This is a genomic window from Roseateles microcysteis (assembly GCF_036880965.1).
Taxonomy (GTDB): Bacteria; Pseudomonadota; Gammaproteobacteria; order Burkholderiales; family Burkholderiaceae_C; genus JAUASW01.
In genome coordinates this window covers 19,139-41,533 of sequence record NZ_JBAJMV010000003.1, presented here as the reverse complement: position 1 = coordinate 41,533, position 22,395 = coordinate 19,139, and the positions used below count along the sequence as shown (strand labels likewise).

Genomic DNA, 22,395 nt, shown 5'->3' with positions numbered 1-22,395 from the left:
GCTCCTGGTTTGTTTCTGTGCAATCAATGGAGAGGCAGGCCGAGCAGGCCTTGCAGCTTGGATAAGTCCAGGCCTTCGCAGCAGTCCAGCAGGCGCAGGCCGGCGGGTGTGATTTCGAGGACGGCCAGGTCCGAGTAGATTCGCGCAACGCAGCGGGTGGCCGTCAGCGGATAGCTGCATTCGCTCACCAGCTTCGGCTTTCCCTCGCGGTCCAGCAAGTCCATCATCACGAAGACCTGCTTGGCGCCCAAGGCCAGGTCCATCGCGCCACCGACAGCGGGAATTGCGTCCGCTGCACCCGTGTGCCAATTGGCCAGGTCGCCACGGACCGAAACCTGGAAAGCGCCCAGCACGCACAGGTCCAGATGACCGCCGCGCATCATGGCAAAGCTGTCGGCTTGATGGAAAAACGAGCCACCAGGTTTCAAGGTCACCGGCTGCTTGCCGGCATTGATCAGTTCGGCGTCTTCGAACCCAGCGGCGGGCGGCGGGCCCATGCCGAGGAGGCCGTTCTCGCTATGCAGGATGATCTCGCGCCCGGCGGGCAGATGCGCGGCGACCAGCGTCGGCAGCCCGATGCCCAGGTTGACCACGGCGCCCTCTGGAATGTCGCGGGCCAGTCGGCTGGCCATCTCATCGCGGCTCCAACGCTTCATGCGGCGGCCTCCGGCAAGTGAACGAGCCGCTGGACATGAATGCCTGGCGTGATCACCGTCTCGGGGTCGATCTCGCCCAGCTCGACGAACTCGCGCACCGCGGCAACCGTGATGCGCGCCGCCGCCGCCATCACCGGCCCGAAGTTGCGGGCCGTCTTGCGATAGCAGAGATTGCCCCAGCGATCGCCGCGCTGCGCCTGCACCAGCGCGTAGTCGGCATGGATCGGGTACTCCAGCACCTGCATGCGGCCGGCGATCTCGCGCTGCTCCTTGCCGCGCGCCAGCTCGGTGCCGGCACCGGTTGGCGTGAAGAAGGCGCCGATCCCGGCCCCGGCCGCGCGGATTCGCTCGGCCAGATTGCCTTGCGGCACCAGCTCCAGCTCGATCTGGCCGGCGCGGTAAAGGCGGTCGAAATGGTGCGAATCGGCCTGGCGCGGGAAGGAGCAGATGATCTTGCGCACGCGCCCTGCAGCCAGCAGCGCTGCAAGCCCGACATCGCCATTGCCGGCGTTGTTGCTGATCACGGTCAGTTCGCGCGCCCCCTGTGCCAGCAAGGCATCGATCAGCGCCACCGGCTGACCGGCCGACCCAAAGCCGCCGACCATCACGGCGGCGCCGTCCGGCACGTCGGCCAGGGCGGCATCAGCGGACTCGCGCAACTTGTTGATCATCAAGGGCCTGGGGCTGAAAGTTCATTAATAGAACTGAGGTTCATTAATTGAACCTGGTCTCGAGTATCCGTCCATGCGGCTGGCGATGCACGTGACAATATGCACGGCAATTTGTCCGCATGTCCCAGACTCTGTGTCAAGCTGTCAGCCTGTCTCAAGGTAGGCTCGGCCAAGAGAAAGAGATTGACGAGGGCGTCCCGGTCAAACGGGCGTAGAACAAGATGAAGGACAGAGCTTCAGATCCATTGATCGATGTGGGCCAGCTCAAGGTGGGCATGTTCATCCACCTGGATCTGGGCTGGATGTCGCATCCGTTCCCGCTCAGCAGCTTCAAGCTCAGCACCGAAGAGCAGCTGCAGGTGCTGCGTCGCCTGGGTCTCAAGCAAGTGCGCTGGAGCCCCGGCAAAAGCGATCTGCAGACCGACGCCGTGCCGATGCCCGCGCCGGTGGCCGCACCGCAGAGCAACGAGCCCACGCCGGAACAGCTGGCGCTAGAAGCGCATCGCCGCGCGCTGGCTGCGCAGCGCGAAGCGCTGGTCCTTTGCGAGAAGCAATACAACGAGGCCGCCACCGCGTTCCGCCAGGTGATGGAGCTGGTGCCGCGCGACCCGCGAGATGCCAAGGACCAGTCCTTGGCACTGGCCAATGCACTGCTGGACAAGATGCTGGTCGAGGGCGACCTCAACATCCGCCTGCTCAATGAAGGCGCCGGCGACCGCAATACCGCTCATGCCCTGAACGTTTCGATCATTTCCCTGCTGCTTGGCCGCGCGTTCGGCTTGGGCCGCGAGGAAATGGTCGATCTCGGCGTCGGCGCGCTGCTGCACGACATCGGCAAGATCGAGCTGCCGGCACGTCTGCGCAACCGCGATGACAGCTTCAGCGTGGCCGAGCTGCAAACCTACCAGCAGCATGTGATCAAGGGCGTGGCCCTGGCGCAGACCATGAGCCTGCCGCCCGGCCCGATGCTGGTGATCGCCCAGCATCACGAGAACGCCGATGGCTCGGGCTTCCCGCAGCGCATCAACGTGGACAAGATGAGCGCCGCCGCCCGCATCGTGGCGCTGGTCAACCGCTTTGACGGCCTGTGCAACCCGCTCCTGCCGTCCAAGGCCATGACGCCGCACGAAGCCCTGTCGCTGATGTTCGCGCAGGGCCGCAACCGCTTCGATGCCACCATGCTGAATGCCTTCATCCGCATGATGGGCGTCTATCCGCCGGGCTCGACGGTGCAGTTGACCGACGACCGCTATGCCCTGGTGGTGGCGGTCAATTCCAGCCGCCCCTTGAAACCCCGCGTGATGGTGCATGACGTCAAGGTGGCCAAGGAAGAGGCACTGATCGTCAATCTGGAAGAGCATCCGGACCTCGGCATCCGCCGCAGTCTGAAGCCGACTCAATTGCCGCGAGCCTCGCTCGACTACCTCAGCCCGCGCACCCGCGTGGCCTACTTCTTCGAGTCCAGCGGGCCGGCGCCGCTAGGGGAGATAGCTGCGTGACAGTCGTCAGGCTGCGAGCGTCGGACCAAACCCTTCTGGCCCAGCGCAACGCAGCGCTGCTGGAGGCACTGCAGGAAGCTGTCTGGTTGGTCGATGCACGCACCCGTTGCATCGTTGCTGTCAACAGCGCTTCGACCGAGCTGCTGGGAATGCCGGCCGAGTCCATCATCGGCAGCCCGGTCGAGACGCTGGCCAGCACGCCCGAAGACGCAATGTTCTGGCTTGAGGCAGCCGCCGGCAGCCGCACCGGCCTGCGGTCTGACACCCTGGTACGCCACGCCCAAGGCCACATGCTCTGGGTCACCCGCTGCATCAACCCGGTCAACCTGCCCGAGGGCGGCGAGTTCTGGCTGGTGTCGATGCGCGACCAGAGCAAGCAGCGCCAGCAGGAAGAAGAACGCGAAACCCTGGTGGCCGAGTTGCGCGCCACGCTGGAGTCCACCGCCGACGGCATCCTGGTGACCGACCTGGCCGGCCGCATGCGCTCTTTCAACCAGCGCTTTGCCTCGCTGTGGGGCATTCCGGACGACCTCCTGAAAGAGCGCAACGACGAAGCCGTGCAGGCCTGGATGCGCCGCAGCGTGGCGGATGGCGCGCTCTACCAGCAGCGACTGTCCGCCGTGCAGGAGGCGCCGCTTCTGCAGAGCAGCGACATCATCCAGCTCAACGATGGACGTGTGCTGGAGCGAGTTTCGCTGCCGCAGTGGCATCGCGAACGGGCTGTCGGCCGCGTCTATTCCTTCCGGGACCTGAGCGAGAAGATCGCGGCCCGCCAGCGCATCGAGGAGCTGGCGCACACCGACATGCTGACCGACCTGCCCAACCGGCGCGCGCTCACCGAGCGGCTGGATCATGCATCGGCTGTTTCGCGGCGCGAGAATTCTTCGTTCGCCCTGCTCAATGTCGACCTGGACCGCTTCAAGCAGATCAACGACACGCTGGGCCATTCCTATGGCGACCGGGTGCTGAAGGAAGTGTCCGAGCGGCTGCAGGATTGCCTGCGCGAAGTCGATACCGTGGCGCGCTTGTCAGGCGACGAGTTCGCCTTGCTGGTGCACAACGCCGACATGCGCGGTGCCGAGCATGCGGCGCGTCGCGTACAGGAGGCGATGTCGCGCCCCTTCAGCTTCGACACCCTGAATTTCACGGTCACCGCCAGCACCGGCATTGCGCTGTTCCCGAGCGACGGCGGCAATGCCGAAGAGCTGCTGGCCAGCGCCGAGCGCGCCATGCACTGGGTGAAGGAAAGCGGCCGCGCGGCCTACCACTTCCACCAGCCGCGCAAGGATGTGGACCTGCTCTCGCGCATGCGCCTGGACCATGCGATGCGCAAGGCTCTGGCCGAGCGTGAGTTTCAGCTGCACTACCAGCCGCAGGTCGAGCTGGGCACCGGCCGGGTGATCGGTGCCGAGGCCCTGATCCGCTGGCGCGATCCGTTGCGGGGCGATGTGTCGCCTGCCGAATTCATCCCGGTGGCGGAGGAGAGCGGCTTCGTCGTCGCCATCGGCGAATGGGTCTTGCAGCAGGCGGTGCAGCAGGCTGCCTCTTGGCTGCGCCAGGGCTGGCGCATGCCGGTGGCCGTGAACGTTTCAGCCTTGCAATTCCAGCAGGCGCAGTTCGTCGAGACGGTGGCTCGCGTGCTCGAAGAAGCCAAGCTGCCGCCCGAGCTGCTGGAGCTGGAGCTCACCGAATCCATTCTCCTGAAAGATGCCCAAGACGCCTTGCGCCGCCTGGAGCGGCTGGCCGCCCTGGGCATCTGCATGTCGATCGACGACTTCGGCACCGGCTATTCGAGCCTGGGCTACCTGAAGCGCTTCCCGATCCAGCGCCTGAAGATCGACCGCAGCTTCGTGCAAGGCCTGCCGGACGACGCCAGCGACGCCGGCATCGTGAACGCCATCGTGCAGATGGGCCGCGCCCTGCGCCTGCAGGTGATCGCCGAGGGCGTGGAAACCGAAGCGCAACTGGACTTCCTGCGCCGTGCCGGTTGCCATGAGATGCAGGGCTATCTCTACGCCCCGGCGCTCGAGGCCCGCAGCTTCGAAGACCGCGTCTGGCGCGCTGCGCAGGGCCAGCCGCGGCTTTGAAGTTTCAGGTCGGCTGAACCTTCAGCCGCTGCTCGCCGAGACCGGCGATGCCCAGCGTCATCACATCACCGTCCTGCAGGAACTTCGGCTCCGGCTTCATGCCCGCGCCCACGCCCGGCGGCGTGCCGGTGCAGATCACGTCACCCGGCAAGAGCGTCATGAAGCGGCTCAGGTAGCTGACGATTTCCGCCACGCCGAAGATCATCGTCGCGGTGTTGCCGCGCTGGCGCTGCTCGCCGTTCACGTCGAGCCAGAGCGCGAGCGATTGCGGGTCGGGTACCTCGTCACGGGTCACCAGCCAGGGGCCGATGGGGCCGAAGCTGTCGCAGCCCTTGCCCTTGTCCCAGGTGCCGCCGCGCTCCAGCTGGAAGGAGCGCTCAGATACATCGTTGACCACGCAATAGCCCGCCACATGGTCCAGCGCCTTCTCAAGGCTCACCGAGCGAGCGGTCTTGCCGATCACGACGCCCAGCTCGACCTCCCAGTCCAACTTGGCCGAACCGGCCGGGCGCAGCACCGGGTCCTGCGGGCCGCTGATGCAGCTGGTCGCCTTCATGAAGACGATGGGCTCGGCCGGTATGGCCATGCCGGCCTCGATGGCGTGGTCGCGGTAGTTGAGGCCGATGCCGACCAGCTTGCTGATGCCGGTGAACGGCACGCCCTGCCGCGGCCTGCCCTTCACTTTCGGAAAGTCTTCCGGCTTGAGTCTGGCCAGCTTGCGCAGGCCTGACTGGCCAAGCGTGGGCAGGTTCAGATCCGCCACGGCGCTGCTCAGGTCGCGCAGCTCACCACGGGCGTCAATGCAGCCCACCTTCTCGCGGCCCGCCGGACCGAATCGAACGAACTTCATGGCTTCACTCCTGGCCCACAATGCGGGGCAGCAAGGAGCGTAGCCGTGATTTACCGTTTCAAGAGCAAGGCCGGTGCCGATGTGATCATGATGGGGGCGAATGGTGAGCAGGTCTTGCGCCTGCTGGGCCGCGAGCCCGCCGCCGAAGGCCTGCTGCCGGTTGACCAATTGGTCGCGGCCGTCAGCGCGCTGGAGCATGCCGTGGCGGAGGATGAAGCCCGTTTTGCCCAGCTGCAAGCCGATGCACAAGCCGCCGGCGAGCCGGCGCCCAAACGTGAGGGAGTGACCCTGCGCCAGCGCGTCTGGCCCTTGATCGAGCTGATGCGGCACAGCATCTCCGCCAAGGTCGATTGCTTCTGGACTGCCAAGTGAGCCCCGCAGCGCAGGGCCGCCCCAAGCAAGGGGCGTCCCCCCGGGGGGGCGGCCGCTGTATTCATCGGACGAGGGGCAGACATGTCTCTTGATGCAGTGACTACCGTGCTCGCCATCCGGCACGGCGAAACCGCCTGGAATGCTGACACTCGCATCCAGGGCCACATCGACATTCCCTTGAACGAGCGCGGCCTCGCACAGGCGCGGCTGCTGGCTGAAGCGCTGGCTGGCGAGCAGATCGACGCCGTGTATTCGAGCGACCTGCAACGTGCGCAGCAGACGGCTGCGGCGCTCGCATCAAGCCGCGAGCTGCCCTTGAACCTGGACGCTCGCCTGCGCGAGCGCCACTTCGGCATCTTCGAAGGCCTGACCTGGGCCGAAATCGAAGCCAGGCATGCCGAGGACAGCGCCCGCTGGCGCCGCCGCGAGCCCGACTTTGCCGCCCCCGGCGGTGAAAGCCTGCAGGACTTCTTCGCCCGTGCCGTGGCCGCGGTCGAGCGCATCGCGCTGACACATCCAGGCCAGACCATCGCCATCGTTGCGCACGGCGGCGTGATGGACTGTCTCTACCGCGCCGCCTCGCGCCAGCCCTTGCAGGCCGTGCGCACCTGGAAGCTCGGCAATGCCGCTGTGAACCGGCTCCTGTGGTCCAGCGAAGGCCCGACCCTGGTCGGCTGGAACGACGACATGCACCTGGACGGTCTGGACAACGAAGCGGAAGGCTGAGGAAGCAGAGATGGAAGGCGCCCAGATCATCGTTCTCGTCACACCGATCTTCTTCGCGCTGATCGGCCTGGAGTTCTGGATCGGTCGCCGCCGCGGCCGCAACACCTATCGCCTGAACGATGCGCTCTCCAGCATCAGCCTGGGGATCCTGAGCCAGGTCGTGGGCGCGCTGACCAAGCTGTTCACGCTGGGGATCTATGTCTGGGTCTACGAGCATGCGGCCCTGCTCCATCTGAGCGCCACGTCGCTGTGGGTCTGGGGCATCGGCCTGCTGCTCTACGACTTCCTCTACTACTGGCACCACCGTCTGGGCCACACCACGGCGCTGTTCTGGGCCGCGCATTCGGTGCATCACCAGAGCGAGGACTACAACCTCTCCACCGCCTTGCGCCAGACCAGCAGCGGCTGGATCGCCGGCTGGATCTTCTACCTGCCCATGGCTCTGCTCGGCTTCCCGCCGCTGGTGTTTGCCGTGGTCGCGCTGATCGACCTGCTCTACCAGTACTGGGTACACACGCAGCAGATCGGGCGCCTGGGCTGGTTCGACCGGTGGTTCTGCGCGCCCTCGAACCACCGGGTCCATCATGCCGTCAACGAGATCTACCTGGACCGCAACTACGGCGGCATCCTGATCATCTGGGACCGGATGTTCGGCAGCTTCCAGCCCGAGCTCGACGAGGAGCCCTGCGTCTATGGTGTGCGCGATGCGCTGCAGAGCTGGAACCCCTGGACGGCCAACACCATCGTCTACCGCGCGCTGTGGCGCAAGATGAAGACCGTGCCCGGCATCTTGAACAAGCTGCGCGTCTGGTGGGAGCCGGCGCACTGGCTGCCGGGCCAGGTGGCGAATCTGAAGGACTACGACCCGCGTGCCCAGCGCAAGTACGACCCGCCCGCGCATCCGAAGCGGCTGATGATGGCCGCCGGGCTGTTCCTGCTGGCGCTGAACGCCACGACGGCCTACCTGTGGTGGGCCCACCTGCTGAGCTGGCCGCTGCTGCTCATCAGCGGCGCGGCCATCCTCCTGATGCTGATCGCAGTGTCGAACTACTCGTCGAACAGCAACTGACCTGCCGCCTTGGGCGGCGTCACGCCGAGGTGGCGGAAGGCCGCCAGCGTGGCGATGCGGCCGCGCGGCGTGCGCTGCAGAAAGCCCTGCTGGATCAGGAAGGGCTCGATCACGTCCTCGATCGTGCCGGGCTCCTCGCCGATGGCGGCTGCCACGTTGTCCAGGCCCACGGGCCCGCCGTCGAAGCGGTGCACCACGGCTTCCAGAAGCTTGCGGTCCATCAGGTCGAAGCCTTGCGGGTCCACGTCCAGCATCTTCAAGGCCAGGTCGGCGATCCTCTTGCTGATGCGGCCGTCGCCCTTCACGTCCGCATAGTCGCGCACGCGGCGCAGGAGGCGGTTGGCAATGCGCGGCGTGCCGCGCGAGCGGCGGGCCACTTCGAGCGCACCTTCGGCATCGATCGGCGCGCCCAGCAAGCCGGCCGAGCGCGTGACGATGCGCTGCAATTCCTCGGCCGTATAGAACTCCAGCCGGGCCACGATGCCGAAGCGGTCGCGCAGCGGGTTGGTCAGCATGCCGGCGCGCGTGGTGGCGCCCACCAGCGTGAAGGGCTGCAGGTCCAGCTTGATCGAGCGGGCTGCCGGGCCTTCGCCGATCATGATGTCGATCTGGTAGTCCTCCAGCGCCGGGTAGAGGATTTCCTCGACTACCGGGCTGAGGCGATGGATCTCGTCGATGAAGAGCACATCGTTCTTCTCGAGGTTCGTGAGGATGGCTGCCAGGTCCTTGGGCTTCTCCAGCACCGGGCCCGAGGTCTGGCGCAGGTTCACGCCCAGCTCGGCCGCGATGATGTGCGAGAGCGTGGTCTTGCCCAAGCCCGGCGGGCCGAACAGCAGCACATGGTCCAGCGCCTCCTCGCGCTTGCGCGCCGCGCCGATGAAGATCTCCAGCTGCTCGCGCGCCTTGGCCTGGCCGACGTATTCATCGAGCAGCTTGGGCCGCAAGGCGCGCTCGATGGCTTCCTCGTTGGGCGAGGTGGCCACGGCGCTGATGACGCGCTGCTGCGGCTGCGGTGCGAAGTCGTCCGTCTGGATGCTCATGGGCTCGTCTTCAGGTCAGCTTCTTCATGGCAAGCTTGATGCCTTCGCTCACGCCCACGTCGGGCGGCAAGGCCTTCAGGGCCGCTGCTGCTTCCTTGTCGCTGTAGCCCAAGGCGATCAGCGCCTGCAGGATGTCGGCCTGGTTGTCATTGGCCACACTGGCGGGCAGCGCGAGGTCGGGGCCCAGCTTGCCCTTGAGCTCGAGCAGCAAGCGTTCTGCAGTCTTCTTGCCGATGCCGGGCACCTTCACCAGGCGGCCGCTGTCCTGCTTGGACACGGCTTGCGAAAGCTCTGCGACAGACAGGCCGGAGAGCAGCGACAAGGCCATCTTGGGGCCCACGCCGCTGATCTTGATCAGCTGGCGAAAGGTGGTGCGTTCCTCGGCCGTGAGAAAGCCGAACAGGATCTGCGCATCCTCGCGCACGACGAAGTGGGTCAGCAGGCTGACCTTGTCGCCGAGATTGCCAAGGTTGTAGAAGGTGCTCATCGGCACGTCGACCTCATAGCCGACGCCTTGCACATCGATGAGCACGAGCGGAGGCGATTTCTCCGCGATGACGCCTGTGAGCTTTCCAATCATCAGGCCATTATCCGGCCCGATTCAGATCAGTTCCGACCGAACAAACCCAGGCGCTGTGCTTCAAGCGCCGCCTCGGCGCGCGAAGACACATTCAGCTTGCGGTAGATCTGCTTCACGTAGTCCGCGATCGTGTGACGGCTCAGACCCAACTGCACGCCGATTTCCGGCAGCGTGAAGCCCTTGGCCACGCGCAACAGCACTTCGGTTTCGCGATCCGTCAGCGACACCTCATGCAGGAGTGCAGCCGCTTGCGGGCGACGCTGCGCAGCGAAATACGCGATCACCTTGCGGGCAATGGAGGGCGAGAGCGGCGGCTCGCCACCGCTCATGCGCTGCAACTGCTCGACCAGCAGTTCTCGTGATTGTTCTTTGAGCAGGTAGCCGAAGGCACCGGCCTGCAGAGCGGGGAACAGGTGCTCGTCGTCATCGTGGATGGTGACGATCACCGACTGCACTTCCGGCTGCTTCTCGCGCAGTGCCGCAATCACGTCGACGCCCGAACCGTCGGGCAGGCCGAGGTCCAGCAGGGCCAGCGTGAACTTCTGCAGCTGCACCTGCTGCAGCGCGTCTTGCACGCGCGAGCATTCGGTGATCTGAGCATTGGCAAACACCTGTTTGATCAGCGCCTTGAGCCAGGCGCGGATTTCAGGAATGTCTTCGAGCAGCAGGATATGGTTCATGGCGGCCTAGTATGTTGGATACGCCGACGGACTCAACACGAGCAACAACACTTTTCAGAGGGGGATCGTGAGGCGTATCACGGTTCCCCAGCCGGGGCCTGACTCGACCAGGCATTGGCCATGCATCTGCTTGGCACGCGACTTCATGCTGGCCATGCCATGGCCCTTGTCGAGGCGGCCGTCCGGTTCGGTCGAGATGCCCTGGCCGTTGTCCTGGATGATGAACTGGAAATCCCCGTCCTGCACATTGCAGGTGACGGTGCAATGGGTGGCGCCACTGTGCTTGATGATGTTGCTGACCGATTCGCGCAGGATGCGCGTGGTCTGCACGTAGGCGCGCGCGGGCAGAGTGTGGACGATGTCCTCGGCCGGCGACTTCCATTCCGCAAGGATATTGGCCTGACCCAGGCGCGAGACCACTTCTGCGCGCCAGTCGCCCAGCGCATCGAGCAATTGCACCGGCTTGCCGGTCAGGCCGCGCACCGAGAGGCGCATTTCTTCCAGCGCTTCGCGCGCCAGGGTGGAGATGCGGTCCGATTCGCTGGTGTGGACGATGGTCAGCAGCTTGGCGCCCAGGTCGTCATGCAGGTCAGCGGCAATGCGCTTGCGCTCGCGCTCGGTCACCTGCTCGAGCTTCTGTTCGGCCATCTGCGCAAAGCTGCGCTCGACATTGGCGATCTTTTCCTGCACCTCGGCTTGCAGCGCCAGGTATTGCTGCTCAGCCGTCAGCCGGGCCTTGGCCATCTGGGCACCGGCGTACAGGGCCAGAACCATCAAGAGCGGCGGCAACAGCAGCGGGCTGATCAGGAGCTGTTCGCTCTGGCGCAGATGCTGGAACACCAGCTCGGCCATCAGCAGGATGCCGCCCAGGGCAACCAGCCAGCGCGGCAGCGGGCCGGCCGGCGGGTCGACCGCGACGTCGACCTGGCTGTTGCGGCGGCTCAGCCGCAGGAACCAGACCATGGCCGCCAGCACCTGCAGGCCCAGCAGCATCGCCCAGAAGCGACAGACATTGCCATGCTGGGCACTGCCGACCAGCACGGCGCTGAGCGGCACCAGGCCGCACTGCACGCGCAGGCCCCAGTCGATGCGGCTGTCGCGAACGCCCACCTGGCGCAGCAGCAGCTGAACGGCACACAGGGCCAGCACCGGCAGCAGCCCGATGCGCAGCAGTGCATCCAGGCTTGACGACAGGGCCAGCGGCGCGGGCCACAGTCCGGTATTGAGCGAGACCCAGGCCAGCATCAGGCCGGCCAGGTATGCGAGGCGACGCTCGCCGCGCTGCAGCCAGGCCAGCATCACCAGCCAGGCCGCCATACCGAGCAGCATGGCGTTGAACAGGGCCGGCAGGCTGTGCAGCCAGAACAGGCTGGTCTCGGGCGCCAGCGCGCTGGACCAGGGGACGGAGGTTCGCATGGGCGCCGATTGTGCAGTAGCCAGCTGTTGCAAGTGCGTCCGGGCGACAATCGCGGCCTGCTCGTTTGCAGCTTCCTCCCCAAGCAATTCACACAATGATTCTTCGCCACGAATTCAGCCCCGCCGACAACCAGCGCCTGGCCCAGCTCTGCGGCAGCCTGGACGCCAACCTGCGCGAGGTGGAGGCAACGTTGGGCGTGACCATCACCCGCCGCAACGAGGCCATCCGCATTGAAGGGGCCAAGAAGCCCGCCGAGCGGGCCTTGCAGCTGCTGCAGACGCTTTACGAAAAGGGCCGCCGCACGATCACGGCTGAGGCGCTGCAGCTCGCGCTGTTCGAGGCTGCCAGTGAGCTGGGCCTGAAGCCGGTCTCGGCCCAGCCGGTCTCCGCGGCACCTGCCGGTGGCGAACTGGTCTTGCGCACCCGCCGGGCCGACCTGGCCGGCCGCACGCCGAACCAGCATGAGTACCTGGCCAACATCCTGTCGCACGACATCACCATGGGCATCGGCCCGGCCGGCACCGGCAAGACCTTCCTGGCCGTGGCCTGTGCCGTGGATGCGCTGGAGCGCAACAGCGTGCAGCGCATCATCCTGACCCGCCCGGCGGTCGAGGCAGGCGAGCGCCTGGGCTTCCTGCCTGGCGACCTGACGCAGAAGGTCGACCCCTATCTTCGCCCGCTGTATGACGCGCTCTACGACCTGATGGGTTTCGACCGAGTGACCAAGGCGTTCGAGAAGGGCCAGCTGGAGATCGCGCCGCTGGCCTTCATGCGGGGCCGCACGCTCAACCATGCCTTCGTCATCCTCGACGAAGCGCAGAACACCACGCCCGAGCAGATGAAGATGTTCCTGACCCGCATCGGCTTCGGCAGCCGCTGCGTGGTGACCGGCGACACCAGCCAGATCGACCTGCCCAAGGGCACCCACAGCGGCCTGGTGGACGCCGAGAAGGTGCTATCCAAGGTCAAGGGCATCGCGATGACGCACTTCACCTCGTCGGACGTGGTGCGCCATCCGCTGGTGGCCCGCATCGTCGAGGCCTATGAGGCGCAGACCAAGGCCAAGCTCAAGGCCGAAGCCAAGCTGCAAGGAGCTGCCAAATGAGCCAGCCGGAACTGAACCTGTCCCTGCAGTTCGCGGACCCGCGCCATCGCGCGCTGCTGCCGCGCCACAAGGTGATCCGCTACATCCGCGCTGCGCTGGAGCTGCCCGGCGAGATCGCGGTGCGCATCGTTGGCGCCGAGGAAGGCCGCGCGCTGAACAAGGAATATCGCGGCAAGGACTACGCGACCAATGTGCTCACCTTCGACTACAGCCATGAGCCGGTGGTCGGCGCCGACCTGGTGATCTGCGCCGAGGTGGTGGAGCAGGAAGCCAAAGAGATGGGCATCGACATCCTGGCCCACTACGCCCACATGCTGGTGCACGGCACCCTGCATGCGCAGGGATACGACCATGAGGAGGACGACGAGGCTGCCTGCATGGAAGCCCGCGAGACCGAGCTCATGGTCGGGCTGGGCTTTGCTGATCCCTATCAGCGCGGCTGAGCCTCCTGGCGTCTCATCGCGCCTGGGTGCCCAGGTAGCGCTTGCGCCAGAAGAAGGCGCCCAGGGTGAGGCCCACGGCGGCCATCATGCCGAAGGCGATCCAGATGCCCGTGCTGCTGTGGATCAGGGGCAGGCCATCGAAGTTCATGCCGAAGATGCCGGTGATCAAGTTCAAGGGCAGGAAGATGGCGGTCAACACCGTCAGCGTGCGCATGATGCTGTTGGTGCGGTGGCCCAGCGCCGAGAAGTGCATCTGCACCGCGCTCTCGGCCGACGACTCGAGCCGGCGTACATGGCTGAGCACGCGCTCGACATGCTCCAGCACGTCGCGTGAGCGCACGCGCAGGAGCTCGCGCTCGCGCTGGGCATGTGGGTCGTTGTCGGCGGGCCATTCGTCCAGCGCGTCTATCCATTCCTGGAGTGCGCTGCGCTGGTCTTCGCAGGTGTCTTCGAGGCGGTGCAAGGCGTCGCGCGAGGCGAGCAGCATGGCCCAGTCGTCGAACTGGCTGTGCGGGTCCAGCAGCATCTTCTGCAGCGTTGCCAACTGCTTGCTGAGCAGTCGTCGCAGGTCCAGATAGCTGTCCACCATGTGGTTGAGCATGCGCAGCATCAGGTCGGCCGTGCTGGCCGGCATGCGGCCGCTGCCGCGCAAGTCGCGCCCGCCGTTGCCGGGGCTCATCTTGCCGAGCTTGTCGGCGAAGAAGTCGCGCACCAGGCAGTCGGTGGGGTGCACGGTCAGCAGCACGCGATCGAACAGCGCGAAGCCGACCGGGCTGGTGTCGATGGCCTTCAAGGCCTTCTCGGCCGAGGCCAGCGTGCCGTGCTCATCGTCGAAGAACAGGGCCTCGCTGCCCGGTGCCGCGGCCAGGCGGCGGAACACCATCAGGTCGTACCAGCTGGTGTAGTCGAAATGCGAGGGCAGCTGGTTGTTCAGGAGGTCCGACACATGCAGGTCGACCAGTTGCCCGCCGGCCCAGGCTTGCAGATGGGCCTGGACCTGGTTCAGTTCCACCTCGAACTCGCGCCGGCCCAGACCCAGCCACAGGAAGCCCTGCTCAGGCAGGTCTGCAGGCAGCTCTCTCAGCTCGCTGAACTGGTCGCCGTGGATGTGGAAGAGACGCACGCTCAGGCGGCCTTCAGCAGGCGCGCTGCGTCGAGTGCGAAGTAGCTCAGGATGCCGTCGGCGCCGGCGCGCTTGAAGGCCAGCAGCGCTTCCATCATCACGGCGTCGTGGTCCAGCCAGCCGTTGGCGGCAGCGGCCTTGAGCATCGCGTACTCGCCGCTCACCTGGTAGGCGAAGGTGGGCACGCCGAACTCGTCCTTCACGCGGCGCACCACGTCCAGGTAAGGCATGCCGGGCTTGACCATCACCATGTCGGCGCCCTCGGCCAGGTCGGCCGCAACTTCGCGCAGAGCCTCGTTGGTGTTGCCGGGGTCGACGTAATAGGTCTTCTTGTTCGACTTGCCCAGGGCGCTCTTGGAACCCACCGCGTCGCGGAAGGGGCCGTAGAAGGCGCTGGCGTACTTGACGCTGTAGGCCATGATCCGGGTGTGGATGAGGCCGCGGCTCTCCAAGGCCTGGCGGATGGCGCCGATGCGGCCGTCCATCATGTCGCTCGGGCCCACCATGTCGGCGCCAGCCTCGGCTTGCGTGAGCGCCTGGCGGACCAGCAGCTCGACCGTCGCATCGTTGATCAGGTAGCCGGTCTCGTCGGGCAGGCCGTCCTGGCCGTGGCTGGTGTAGGGGTCCAGTGCCACGTCGGTCAGCAGGCCCAGCTCGGGGAAGCGGGATTTCAGGGCGCGCACGGCGCGCGGGATGATGCCTTCGGGGTTGAAGGCCTCAGAGCCGTCCACCGTCTTCAGGCTCGGATCGATGGCCGGAAACAGGGCCAGCACTGGAATGCCCAGCGTCGCAGCCTCCTCGGCGGTGCGCAGCAGGTGGTCCAGGCTCTGGCGGTTGACGCCCGGCATCGAGTCGATCGGGTGCAGGTGGTTTTCGCCCTCATGAACGAAGACCGGCAGTATCAGATCCTTGACGCTCAGGCTGTGCTCGCGCACCAGATCGCGGCTGAAGGCGTCGCGGCGCAGGCGGCGCGGCCGGCTGGCCGGAAAGGGGGCGGGAAGGTGGGAAGAACGGGCCAAGATCTGCTGCTCCAGGAGTCGCCCCCGGGTTCGCGGGGGCGGGAGCCGCCGGGCGTGATTTCAGTCAAAACTTCTACGCATCTTCCCGTAGAAGCCACCCGAGGGGCTCTGTTAATATTGGTCCCGGATGATAGCCGCAAGGTGGTCGTCCCCTGCTTTTCCTCCCTGAGCAGGAGCCTTGACGTGATGACAGCGAAAAGGCTTTGCCGCCCCGGCCTAGAGCCGGGGCTTTTTTTTGCCCGCCGCATGCGTGGGCTGGCTCAAGGGCGGCCGAATCTCCAGCACATGCCGCCATTGATAATGGTTCGATGTACCTCTGGATCAAAGCCTTCCACATCGTGTTCGTGGCGTCCTGGTTCGCCGGGCTGTTCTACCTGCCACGCATCTTCGTGAACCTGGCCATGGTGCCGGCCGACAGCCACGCCGAGCGCGAACGGCTGCTCTTGATGGCACGCAAGCTGCAACGCTTTGCCCACATGCTCTCCGGCGTCGCCATCCTGCTTGGCCTGTGGCTGTGGCTGGGCTTCGGCACGGGTCGCTTTGCCGGCAGCCACTGGCTGCATGCCAAGATCGCCCTGGTGGTGGTGGCGATTGGCTACCAGCACTACTGCGGCAGGCTGCTGCGCGACTTCGAGGTGATGGCGAACCGGCGCGGCCACCGCTGGTACCGGGTCTTCAACGAGGTGTCGGTGCTCGTGTTTGCGGCGGTCGTGGTGCTGGCCGTGGTCAAACCGTTCTGAAAATGCTTCCCCCGCGCCGGCGCAGCTCCGCCACCTGGCTGACCCTGATCTATGCGCTGCTGGTGGTGCATGCCAGCCTCTATCCGTTCTGGCCCTGGCGCGAGCCGACCGGCCTGACGCCGGGCTGGCTGGTCGGCCTGCCCTGGCCGCGCTACTGGGGCCCGTTCGATATCTGGGTGAATGTGCTGGGCTATCTGCCCATGGGCCTGCTGGCCTTTGCGGCGGTGGTTCGCAGCGGCGGCCGGCTGCGTTACGGCTTCCTGCTCGCCACCGTGGGCCTGTCCGCCTTCTCGTATGCGCTGGAGAGCTTGCAGTACTTCCTGCCCAGCCGGGTGCCTTCACTCGCAGACTGGCTGCTGAACAGCGCGGGCGGCCTGTGCGGCGGCGTGCTGGGTTGGGGCCTGAATCACTTTGGCGGCCTGCAGCGCTGGCATGGCTGGCGCGAGCGCTGGTTCCAGCCTCACAGTGCCGGTGCGGTGGCCTTGCTGGCGCTGTGGCCCATCGGCCTGCTGTTTCCGGCGCCGCTGCCGCTGGGCCTGGGCCAGCTGCTGCCTCGCTTGAGAGAGCTGAGCGAGAGCGCGCTGGCCGGCACGCCCTGGGCGCTCGCCGCGGCGACCGAATTGCCGGGCCGCCCCTTGCCGCCGGGCCTGGAGGCGATTGCGATTGCCCTGGGCCTCCTTGGTCCGGTCCTGCTGGCCTTGTCGGTGGCCCGGCCCGGTAAGCGGCGCGTCTTCCTGGTGCTGGGTGCGCTGATTCTGGGCGTGGTGGGTACGACCTGGTCGACTGCGCTGGCCTTCAGTCCCCAGCATGCCTGGGCCTGGCTCACGCCGGCCACCTGGCCCGGCCTGGGCGTCGGTGCCGTCTTGGCGCTGCTGGCCTGTCTGTTCTCCCGCCGCATCGCGGCGGCCTGGGGGCTGGTGGTGCTGACGGCCCTGATCGCCCTGGTCAGCGAGGCGCCGTCCGACCCGTACCTGGCGCAGAGCCTGCAGACCTGGGAGCAGGGCCGCTTCATCAACCTCTATGGCCTGGCGCAATGGATTGGCTGGTGCTGGCCGTTCGCGGCGCTGGCCTGGCTGCTCTGGCGCATCGCGCAGCGCGACGAGTCTCGGTAATTAGACTCTTTGCGCGCTGGTTGCTGCTGTGGGGTTGGTGGCAGCTCATGGCCTCCCGGGCGAACACGGCTTGAAGCGCAATGAGTCAGTGAAAACCCGGGCCTGCCTACAATGGCGGACATGAGCGAACCGTACTTTCAGCATCATGTGTTTTTCTGCCTGAACCAGCGCGAGGGCGAGAACGCCTGTGCCCAGCACGGCGCCCAGGAAGCCTTCGACCACTGCAAGCAGAAGGTCAAGACCCTGGGCCTGGCCGGCAAGGGCGGCGTGCGCATCAACAAGGCGGGTTGCCTGGACCGCTGCGCTGGCGGGCCGGTGGCGGTGGTGTATCCGGCAGGCGTCTGGTACAGCTACGTGGACAACGCCGACATCGACGAGATCGTCGAGCAGCACCTGAAGCAGGGCAAGGTGGTCGAGCGCCTGGTGCTGCCAGACAACGTCGGACGCTGAACAGTCTCCGGCATGAACTCCCAAACCGAGAAGCTCGTCATCGCCGGCCCGGCCGGTGCCCTCGAGATCGCCATCGACCGGCCGAGTGCAGCGCTGCGCGGCGTGGCCGTGATCTGTCACCCCAACCCCACGCAGGGGGGCACGCTGGACAACAAGGTCGTGCAGACCCTGGCTCGTGCCTTCGTCCAGATGGGCTACCGCGCGGTGCGCTTCAACTTCCGTGGCATCGGCAAGTCCGAGGGCCAGTGGGACGAGGGTCGCGGCGAGGTGGATGACGCGCTGGCGGTGATTGCCCACGCCCGTGAAGCCGGCTTGCCCTTGGCGCTGGGCGGCTTTTCCTTCGGCGGCTATGTGGCCTCTCATGCGGCCCAGCGGCTTGACGACAAGGCCGAGCGGCTGTGCCTGGTCGGCCCCGCCGCCAGCCGCTTCGACATGACGACCGTGCCCGCCGACACCCTGGTGGTGCATGGCGAAACCGACGACGTGGTGCCGCTTGCCAGTGTCCTGGACTGGGCGCGCCCGCAATCGCTTCCGGTCACCGTGGTGCCCGGCGTCGGCCATTTCTTCCACGGGCAGCTGCCGCTGCTCAAGAACATCATTCTGCGGGGCTGGCATGAGGCCGGTGCCGCCAGTTCTTCCTGAGAATTCCCTCGATGAAACGACTGATTGCCTTCGTGCTGGCGGCAGCCAGCGGGCTGTCCGCCCTGGCCCAGGCGCCGCAGCCGCCCGAGATCGCGGCCAAGGGCTATTTCCTGATCGACCTGACCGCCAACAAGGTGCTGGCCGAGCGCGAAGCCGATGTGGCCAACGACCCTGCCTCGCTCACCAAACTGATGACCGCCTACCTGGTCTTCAATGCCTTGAAGGAAAAGCGCCTGACGCTGGAGCAGACGCTCACCGTCTCCAGGCGTGCCTGGGATGAGCGCAAGGAAGGCGCCTCGCTGATGTTCGTCGACACCACGATGACGCCCAAGGTCGATGAACTGCTGCGCGGCATGATCGTGCAAAGCGGCAACGATGCGTCGGTCGCCCTGGCTGAAGGCGTGAGCGGCACCGTGGAGCAATTCGTGGCGGCGATGAACCGCCAGGCCCAGGCCTGGGGCCTGAAGAACACCCAGTTCACCAATGTGACCGGCATGACCGAGCCTGGCCACAAGAGCAGCGCCCGCGACATGGCGATCATTGCGGCCAACCTGATCCGCGACTTCCCCGAGTTCTATCGCTACTACTCGATCCGCGAGTACACCTACAACAAGATCAAGCAGGGCAACCGCAACCTGCTGCTGGGCCGCGACCCGAGCGTGGACGGCATGAAGACCGGCTTCACCAAGGACGCCGGCTACTGCCTGATCGCCAGCGCCCAGCGCGAGTTCCCGAACGGCAAGCGCCGCCTCGTGAGCGTGGTGATGGGCACGGCGTCCAAGGAAGCGCGCGCTTCGGAAAGCCAGAAGCTCCTGAACTGGGGCTACTCGGCCTTTGACGCGCTGCGCCTGTTCGAGCAGGACGCGGCGATTGCCAAGGCACAGGTCTGGAAGGGCACCGCCCCCGAGGCCAGGCTGGGTGCGGCCACGGCCGTCTATGTGGCCGTGCCGCGGGGCGAAGGTGCCAATCTGAAGACCCATATCGAACGCACCGATCCGCTGATCGCACCGCTGGCCAAGGGCCAGAAGGTCGGCACCCTGAAGGTGAGCACGGCCGGTGGCGTGCTGGTGGCCGAAGTGCCGCTGGTGGTGCAGGAAGCGGTGCCGCTGGCCGGCATCTTCGGCCGCGCCTGGGACGCCATCCGCCTCTGGATCAAGTAAGCGCCAGCACGTAAGCTGGGTACCTGTCGTCAAGGAGTCTGCCAATGACCGCGTTGCCTGATGTGCCCTGCTACCTGAATGGCGAATACCAGCCACTGGCCGCGGCGCGCATTTCGCCGATGGACCGGGGCTTCATCTTTGGCGACGGCGTCTACGAGATGGTGCCGGTCTATGGCGGCCGCATGTTCCGATTCGACGAGCACATGGAGCGGCTGGACCGCAGCCTGGCCAAGCTTCGCATCGACAACCCCCTGACCCGCGCCGAATGGATGCAGGTGGGCCGCGAGCTGGTGGCCCGTGTGGGTGCCGCCGATCAGTGGTGGTATCTGCAGGTGACTCGTGGCGTGGCGCCTCGCGACCATGTGATGCCGGTCGGCATTGCGCCCACGGTGTTTTCTTACAGCACGCCCGCGCGACCGGTCTCGGCCGAGGTGCGCCACCACGGTGTGGCCTGCATCAGCGCACGCGATTTCCGCTGGGAGCGTGGCGACATCAAGAGCACCTCGCTCCTGGGCAATGTGCTGGCCCGCCAGATCTCGGCCGACGAGGGTGCTGTCGAAACCATCATGTTCCGCGATGGCCATCTCACCGAGGCTTCGGCGTCGAATGTGTGGATCGTCAAGGAAGGCGCTCTGCTGGGCGTGCCCAAGAGCGAGCAGGTGCTGGAAGGCATCCGGGTCGAGCTGATCAAGGAACTCTGCGCGGAGCTGAGCATCGGCTACAACCTGCGGCCCATCTCAGAGGCCGAGGTGTTTGCCGCCGATGAAATCATCCTCAGCTCGGCCACCAAGGAAGTGCTGGCGGTGACCACGCTGGACCATGAGCCGGTCGGCCATGGTGCCCTGCATGGCAAACCCGGGCCGGTTTACGCGCGGCTCTACGAGGCCTACCAAAACGCCAAGCTGGCCCAATCTGTCTGACCATGAACCAATACATTCCGCCCGAGCAGTCGCTGATCGAGTACCCCTCGCGCTTCCCGATCAAGGTGATGGGCGCGCAGGTCGAGGGCTTTGTCGAGGCGATTGCCCATGTGGCCCGCCAGTTCGATCCCGAGTTCGATGCCACGACCATCGAGCAGCGCCCCAGCAAGGGCGGCAACTACCTGGGCCTGACGATCACGATCACTGCCACCAGCCGCGAGCAACTGGATGAGCTGTACCGTACCCTGACCACGCATCCGATGGTCAAGGTCGTGCTCTGAGCATGTTGGTCAAGGTCCTGGGGCGCGTCGATTACGCGTCCACCGAGGCCGCCATGCGCGCCTTCACCGAGGCCCGCGGCGCTGACACGCCCGACGAAATCTGGCTCTGTGAGCATCCGCCCACTTACACGCAAGGCCTGGCTGGCAAGGCCGACCATGTCTTGAACCCCAGCGGCATTCCGGTCGTGCAGACGAACCGGGGCGGGCAGGTGACCTATCACGGGCCTGGCCAGGTGGTGGCCTATCCGCTCGTGGACCTGAAGCGCCTGGGCATCTACGTCAAGGAATACGTGTTCCGGCTGGAAGCCGCCGTTATCCAGACACTGGACCAGTTCGGCATCACCGGCCACCGCGTGGCCGGTGCGCCGGGCATCTATGTGCGGCTGGACGACCCAGGCGCGCATGCGGCGCTGACCGGGCCGAGCGATCCGAACGATGCTTTCAAGGGCCTGGGCAAGGTGGCGGCGCTGGGCATCAAGGTCAGCCGGCACTGCACGTATCACGGTGTCGCGATCAACGTAGACATGGATCTGCAGCCCTATCTCGGCATCAATCCTTGCGGCTATGCAGGGCTTCAAACGGTGGACCTCGCTACACTGCGGGTTTCCACGGACTGGGCCACGGTGGCCCGGCGGTTCGGCGAGCGCCTGGAGGCGCTGCTGAGCCGCTGAACCCTGAGAAGCACAGCAATGGCGACCGAGAACATCACGCACGAAGCATTGACCGGCGAGGCCTACGACGCCAGCGCCAAGCAGAAGGCGCAGGCCAAGACGGCACGCATCCCGATCAAGATCGTGCCGGCGGGCGAGATGCTCAAGAAGCCGGACTGGATCCGCGTGAAGGCTGGTTCGCCCAGCACCCGTTTCTACGAGATCAAGCAGATCCTGCGCGAGCACAAGCTGCACACGGTCTGCGAGGAAGCCTCCTGCCCCAATATCGGCGAGTGCTTCGGCAAGGGCACGGCCACCTTCATGATCATGGGTGACAAGTGCACCCGCCGCTGCCCGTTCTGCGACGTGGGCCATGGTCGCCCCGATCCCCTGGACGCGGACGAGCCGGTCAACCTGGCCAAGACAATTGCCGCGCTGAAGCTCAAGTACGTGGTGATCACCAGCGTGGACCGCGACGACCTGCGCGACGGCGGCGCCGGCCACTTTGCCGAATGCATCCGCCAGGTCCGCGAGCTGAGCCCTGCGACGCAGATCGAGGTGCTGGTGCCCGACTTCCGCGGCCGCATGGACCGCGCCCTGGACATCCTCAAGGCCGCGCCTCCGGACGTGATGAATCACAACCTGGAAACCGCGCCGCGCCTGTACAAGGAAGCTCGCCCGGGCTCCGATTACGAATTCAGCCTGAACCTCCTGAAGCGCTTCAAGGAAGAGGTGCCCGGCGTGCCGACCAAGAGCGGCATCATGGTGGGCCTGGGTGAAACCGACGAGGAGATCCTGCAGGTGATGCGCGACATGCGCGCGCACAACATCGACATGCTGACCATCGGCCAGTACCTGGCACCCTCGGGCCATCACCTGCCGGTGCGCCGCTATGTGCACCCCGACACCTTCAAGATGTTCGAAGAAGAGGCCTACAAGATGGGCTTCTCGCATGCGGCCGTGGGCGCCATGGTGCGTTCGAGCTACCACGCAGACCAGCAGGCGCACGACGTGTTGGCTGCCGGCTGAAGCCAGGCATCAGGCTGACGGTCCGATGACAGGGCTGCCGCTGAAAAGCGGCGGCCCTTGTCGATTCTGGCGGG

25 protein-coding genes are annotated in these 22,395 nt (G+C 66.1%); 16 read left to right on the top strand and 9 right to left on the bottom strand.

From position 1 onward, the window contains the following. Positions 1-23: 23 nt before the first annotated feature. Together V3596_RS09215 and V3596_RS09210 are read right to left on the bottom strand one after the other, a co-directional pair. A complete protein-coding gene (locus tag V3596_RS09215; RefSeq protein WP_334277417.1) occupies positions 24-656 on the bottom strand; it encodes a 3-oxoacid CoA-transferase subunit B in 633 nt (210 codons plus the stop codon). Continuing rightward, complete coding sequence (locus tag V3596_RS09210) at positions 653-1,327, bottom strand: 3-oxoacid CoA-transferase subunit A (RefSeq protein WP_334277416.1); 675 nt, start codon at positions 1,325-1,327, stop codon at positions 653-655. The genes V3596_RS09215 and V3596_RS09210 overlap by 4 nt, the downstream gene beginning before the upstream one ends. Before the next feature lie 221 nt (positions 1,328-1,548). Here V3596_RS09210 and V3596_RS09205 point away from each other — a divergent pair, with 221 nt between their 5' ends. Then, the gene (locus tag V3596_RS09205; RefSeq protein ID WP_334277415.1) at positions 1,549-2,826 is read left to right on the top strand and encodes an HD-GYP domain-containing protein; all 1,278 of its coding nucleotides are present in this window, start codon (positions 1,549-1,551) and stop codon (positions 2,824-2,826) included. Then, positions 2,823-4,913 carry a putative bifunctional diguanylate cyclase/phosphodiesterase gene (locus V3596_RS09200; protein WP_334277414.1) on the top strand — a complete coding sequence of 697 codons (2,091 nt, stop codon included), beginning with the start codon at positions 2,823-2,825 and terminating at the stop codon, positions 4,911-4,913. Before V3596_RS09205 ends, V3596_RS09200 begins: the two co-directional genes overlap by 4 nt. Positions 4,914-4,917: 4 nt before the next feature. On the opposite strand, the gene V3596_RS09195 is transcribed toward V3596_RS09200, so the two are convergent. Beyond that, positions 4,918-5,763, bottom strand: a complete 846-nt coding sequence (locus tag V3596_RS09195) for a fumarylacetoacetate hydrolase family protein (RefSeq protein WP_334277413.1) — start codon at positions 5,761-5,763, stop codon at positions 4,918-4,920. A gap of 45 nt (positions 5,764-5,808) precedes the next feature. Here V3596_RS09195 and V3596_RS09190 point away from each other — a divergent pair, with 45 nt between their 5' ends. The 3 genes from V3596_RS09190 to V3596_RS09180 all read left to right on the top strand — a co-directional run bounded on the left by V3596_RS09190 (position 5,809) and on the right by V3596_RS09180 (position 7,930). Next, the gene (locus tag V3596_RS09190; RefSeq protein ID WP_334277412.1) at positions 5,809-6,135 is read left to right on the top strand and encodes a DUF1840 domain-containing protein; all 327 of its coding nucleotides are present in this window, start codon (positions 5,809-5,811) and stop codon (positions 6,133-6,135) included. Between the two features lie 81 nt (positions 6,136-6,216). Then, on the top strand, positions 6,217-6,861 hold the full coding sequence (locus V3596_RS09185) for a histidine phosphatase family protein (RefSeq protein WP_334277411.1): 645 nt from the start codon (positions 6,217-6,219) through the stop codon (positions 6,859-6,861). Between the two features lie 10 nt (positions 6,862-6,871). Beyond that, the gene (locus V3596_RS09180; RefSeq protein WP_334277410.1) at positions 6,872-7,930 is read left to right on the top strand and encodes a sterol desaturase family protein; all 1,059 of its coding nucleotides are present in this window, start codon (positions 6,872-6,874) and stop codon (positions 7,928-7,930) included. Here V3596_RS09180 and ruvB read toward each other — a convergent pair. The 4 genes from ruvB to V3596_RS09160 are packed head-to-tail and all read right to left on the bottom strand — an operon-like array spanning position 7,909 to position 11,646. Continuing rightward, positions 7,909-8,970: a Holliday junction branch migration DNA helicase RuvB gene (gene ruvB, locus V3596_RS09175; protein WP_334277409.1), complete on the bottom strand. Its 1,062-nt coding sequence runs from the start codon at positions 8,968-8,970 to the stop codon at positions 7,909-7,911. The two genes, V3596_RS09180 and ruvB, sit on opposite strands and share 22 nt — an antisense overlap. 10 nt (positions 8,971-8,980) lie before the next feature. Then, positions 8,981-9,550, bottom strand: coding sequence for a Holliday junction branch migration protein RuvA (gene ruvA / locus V3596_RS09170; protein ID WP_334277408.1), 570 nt, complete (start codon positions 9,548-9,550; stop codon positions 8,981-8,983). 26 nt (positions 9,551-9,576) lie between these two features. Continuing rightward, the gene (locus V3596_RS09165) at positions 9,577-10,230 is read right to left on the bottom strand and encodes a response regulator transcription factor (RefSeq protein WP_334277407.1); all 654 of its coding nucleotides are present in this window, start codon (positions 10,228-10,230) and stop codon (positions 9,577-9,579) included. A gap of 54 nt (positions 10,231-10,284) precedes the next feature. Then, positions 10,285-11,646: a sensor histidine kinase gene (locus V3596_RS09160; protein WP_334277406.1), complete on the bottom strand. Its 1,362-nt coding sequence runs from the start codon at positions 11,644-11,646 to the stop codon at positions 10,285-10,287. Positions 11,647-11,741: 95 nt separating this feature from the next. Between V3596_RS09160 and V3596_RS09155 the strand changes: the two genes are divergently transcribed. Further along, positions 11,742-12,752, top strand: coding sequence for a PhoH family protein (locus tag V3596_RS09155; RefSeq protein ID WP_334277405.1), 1,011 nt, complete (start codon positions 11,742-11,744; stop codon positions 12,750-12,752). Next, complete coding sequence (gene ybeY, locus V3596_RS09150; protein WP_334277404.1) at positions 12,749-13,195, top strand: rRNA maturation RNase YbeY; 447 nt, start codon at positions 12,749-12,751, stop codon at positions 13,193-13,195. Before V3596_RS09155 ends, ybeY begins: the two co-directional genes overlap by 4 nt. A 13-nt stretch (positions 13,196-13,208) precedes the next feature. Here ybeY and V3596_RS09145 read toward each other — a convergent pair whose 3' ends face one another. Together V3596_RS09145 and hemB are read right to left on the bottom strand one after the other, a co-directional pair. Beyond that, positions 13,209-14,318, bottom strand: a complete 1,110-nt coding sequence (locus V3596_RS09145) for a magnesium transporter CorA family protein (RefSeq protein ID WP_334277403.1) — start codon at positions 14,316-14,318, stop codon at positions 13,209-13,211. Positions 14,319-14,320: 2 nt separating this feature from the next. After that, complete coding sequence (gene hemB / locus V3596_RS09140) at positions 14,321-15,337, bottom strand: porphobilinogen synthase (RefSeq protein ID WP_334277402.1); 1,017 nt, start codon at positions 15,335-15,337, stop codon at positions 14,321-14,323. 308 nt (positions 15,338-15,645) lie between these two features. On the opposite strand from hemB, the gene V3596_RS09135 reads away from it, so the two are divergent. From V3596_RS09135 to lipA, 9 genes are all read left to right on the top strand, one after another. Continuing rightward, positions 15,646-16,077, top strand: a complete 432-nt coding sequence (locus V3596_RS09135) for a CopD family protein (protein ID WP_334277401.1) — start codon at positions 15,646-15,648, stop codon at positions 16,075-16,077. A 2-nt stretch (positions 16,078-16,079) separates the two neighbouring features. Next, positions 16,080-17,189: a VanZ family protein gene (locus V3596_RS09130; protein WP_334277400.1), complete on the top strand. Its 1,110-nt coding sequence runs from the start codon at positions 16,080-16,082 to the stop codon at positions 17,187-17,189. Positions 17,190-17,300: 111 nt separating this feature from the next. Next, entirely contained in the window at positions 17,301-17,639 is a 339-nt protein-coding gene (locus V3596_RS09125; RefSeq protein ID WP_334277399.1) for a (2Fe-2S) ferredoxin domain-containing protein, read from the top strand. A gap of 12 nt (positions 17,640-17,651) precedes the next feature. After that, entirely contained in the window at positions 17,652-18,281 is a 630-nt protein-coding gene (locus tag V3596_RS09120) for an alpha/beta hydrolase (RefSeq protein WP_334277398.1), read from the top strand. Positions 18,282-18,292: 11 nt separating this feature from the next. Continuing rightward, positions 18,293-19,441 (top strand): D-alanyl-D-alanine carboxypeptidase family protein, encoded by a 1,149-nt coding sequence (locus V3596_RS09115; RefSeq protein WP_334277397.1) that lies wholly within the window; start codon positions 18,293-18,295, stop codon positions 19,439-19,441. A gap of 44 nt (positions 19,442-19,485) precedes the next feature. Continuing rightward, positions 19,486-20,361, top strand: a complete 876-nt coding sequence (locus V3596_RS09110) for a D-amino acid aminotransferase (protein ID WP_334277396.1) — start codon at positions 19,486-19,488, stop codon at positions 20,359-20,361. A gap of 2 nt (positions 20,362-20,363) precedes the next feature. After that, on the top strand, positions 20,364-20,642 hold the full coding sequence (locus V3596_RS09105; RefSeq protein ID WP_334277395.1) for a DUF493 family protein: 279 nt from the start codon (positions 20,364-20,366) through the stop codon (positions 20,640-20,642). Between the two features lie 2 nt (positions 20,643-20,644). After that, entirely contained in the window at positions 20,645-21,313 is a 669-nt protein-coding gene (gene lipB, locus V3596_RS09100) for a lipoyl(octanoyl) transferase LipB (RefSeq protein WP_334277394.1), read from the top strand. An 18-nt stretch (positions 21,314-21,331) separates the two neighbouring features. Continuing rightward, on the top strand, positions 21,332-22,321 hold the full coding sequence (lipA, locus tag V3596_RS09095) for a lipoyl synthase (RefSeq protein ID WP_334277393.1): 990 nt from the start codon (positions 21,332-21,334) through the stop codon (positions 22,319-22,321). Positions 22,322-22,395 lie beyond the last annotated feature (74 nt).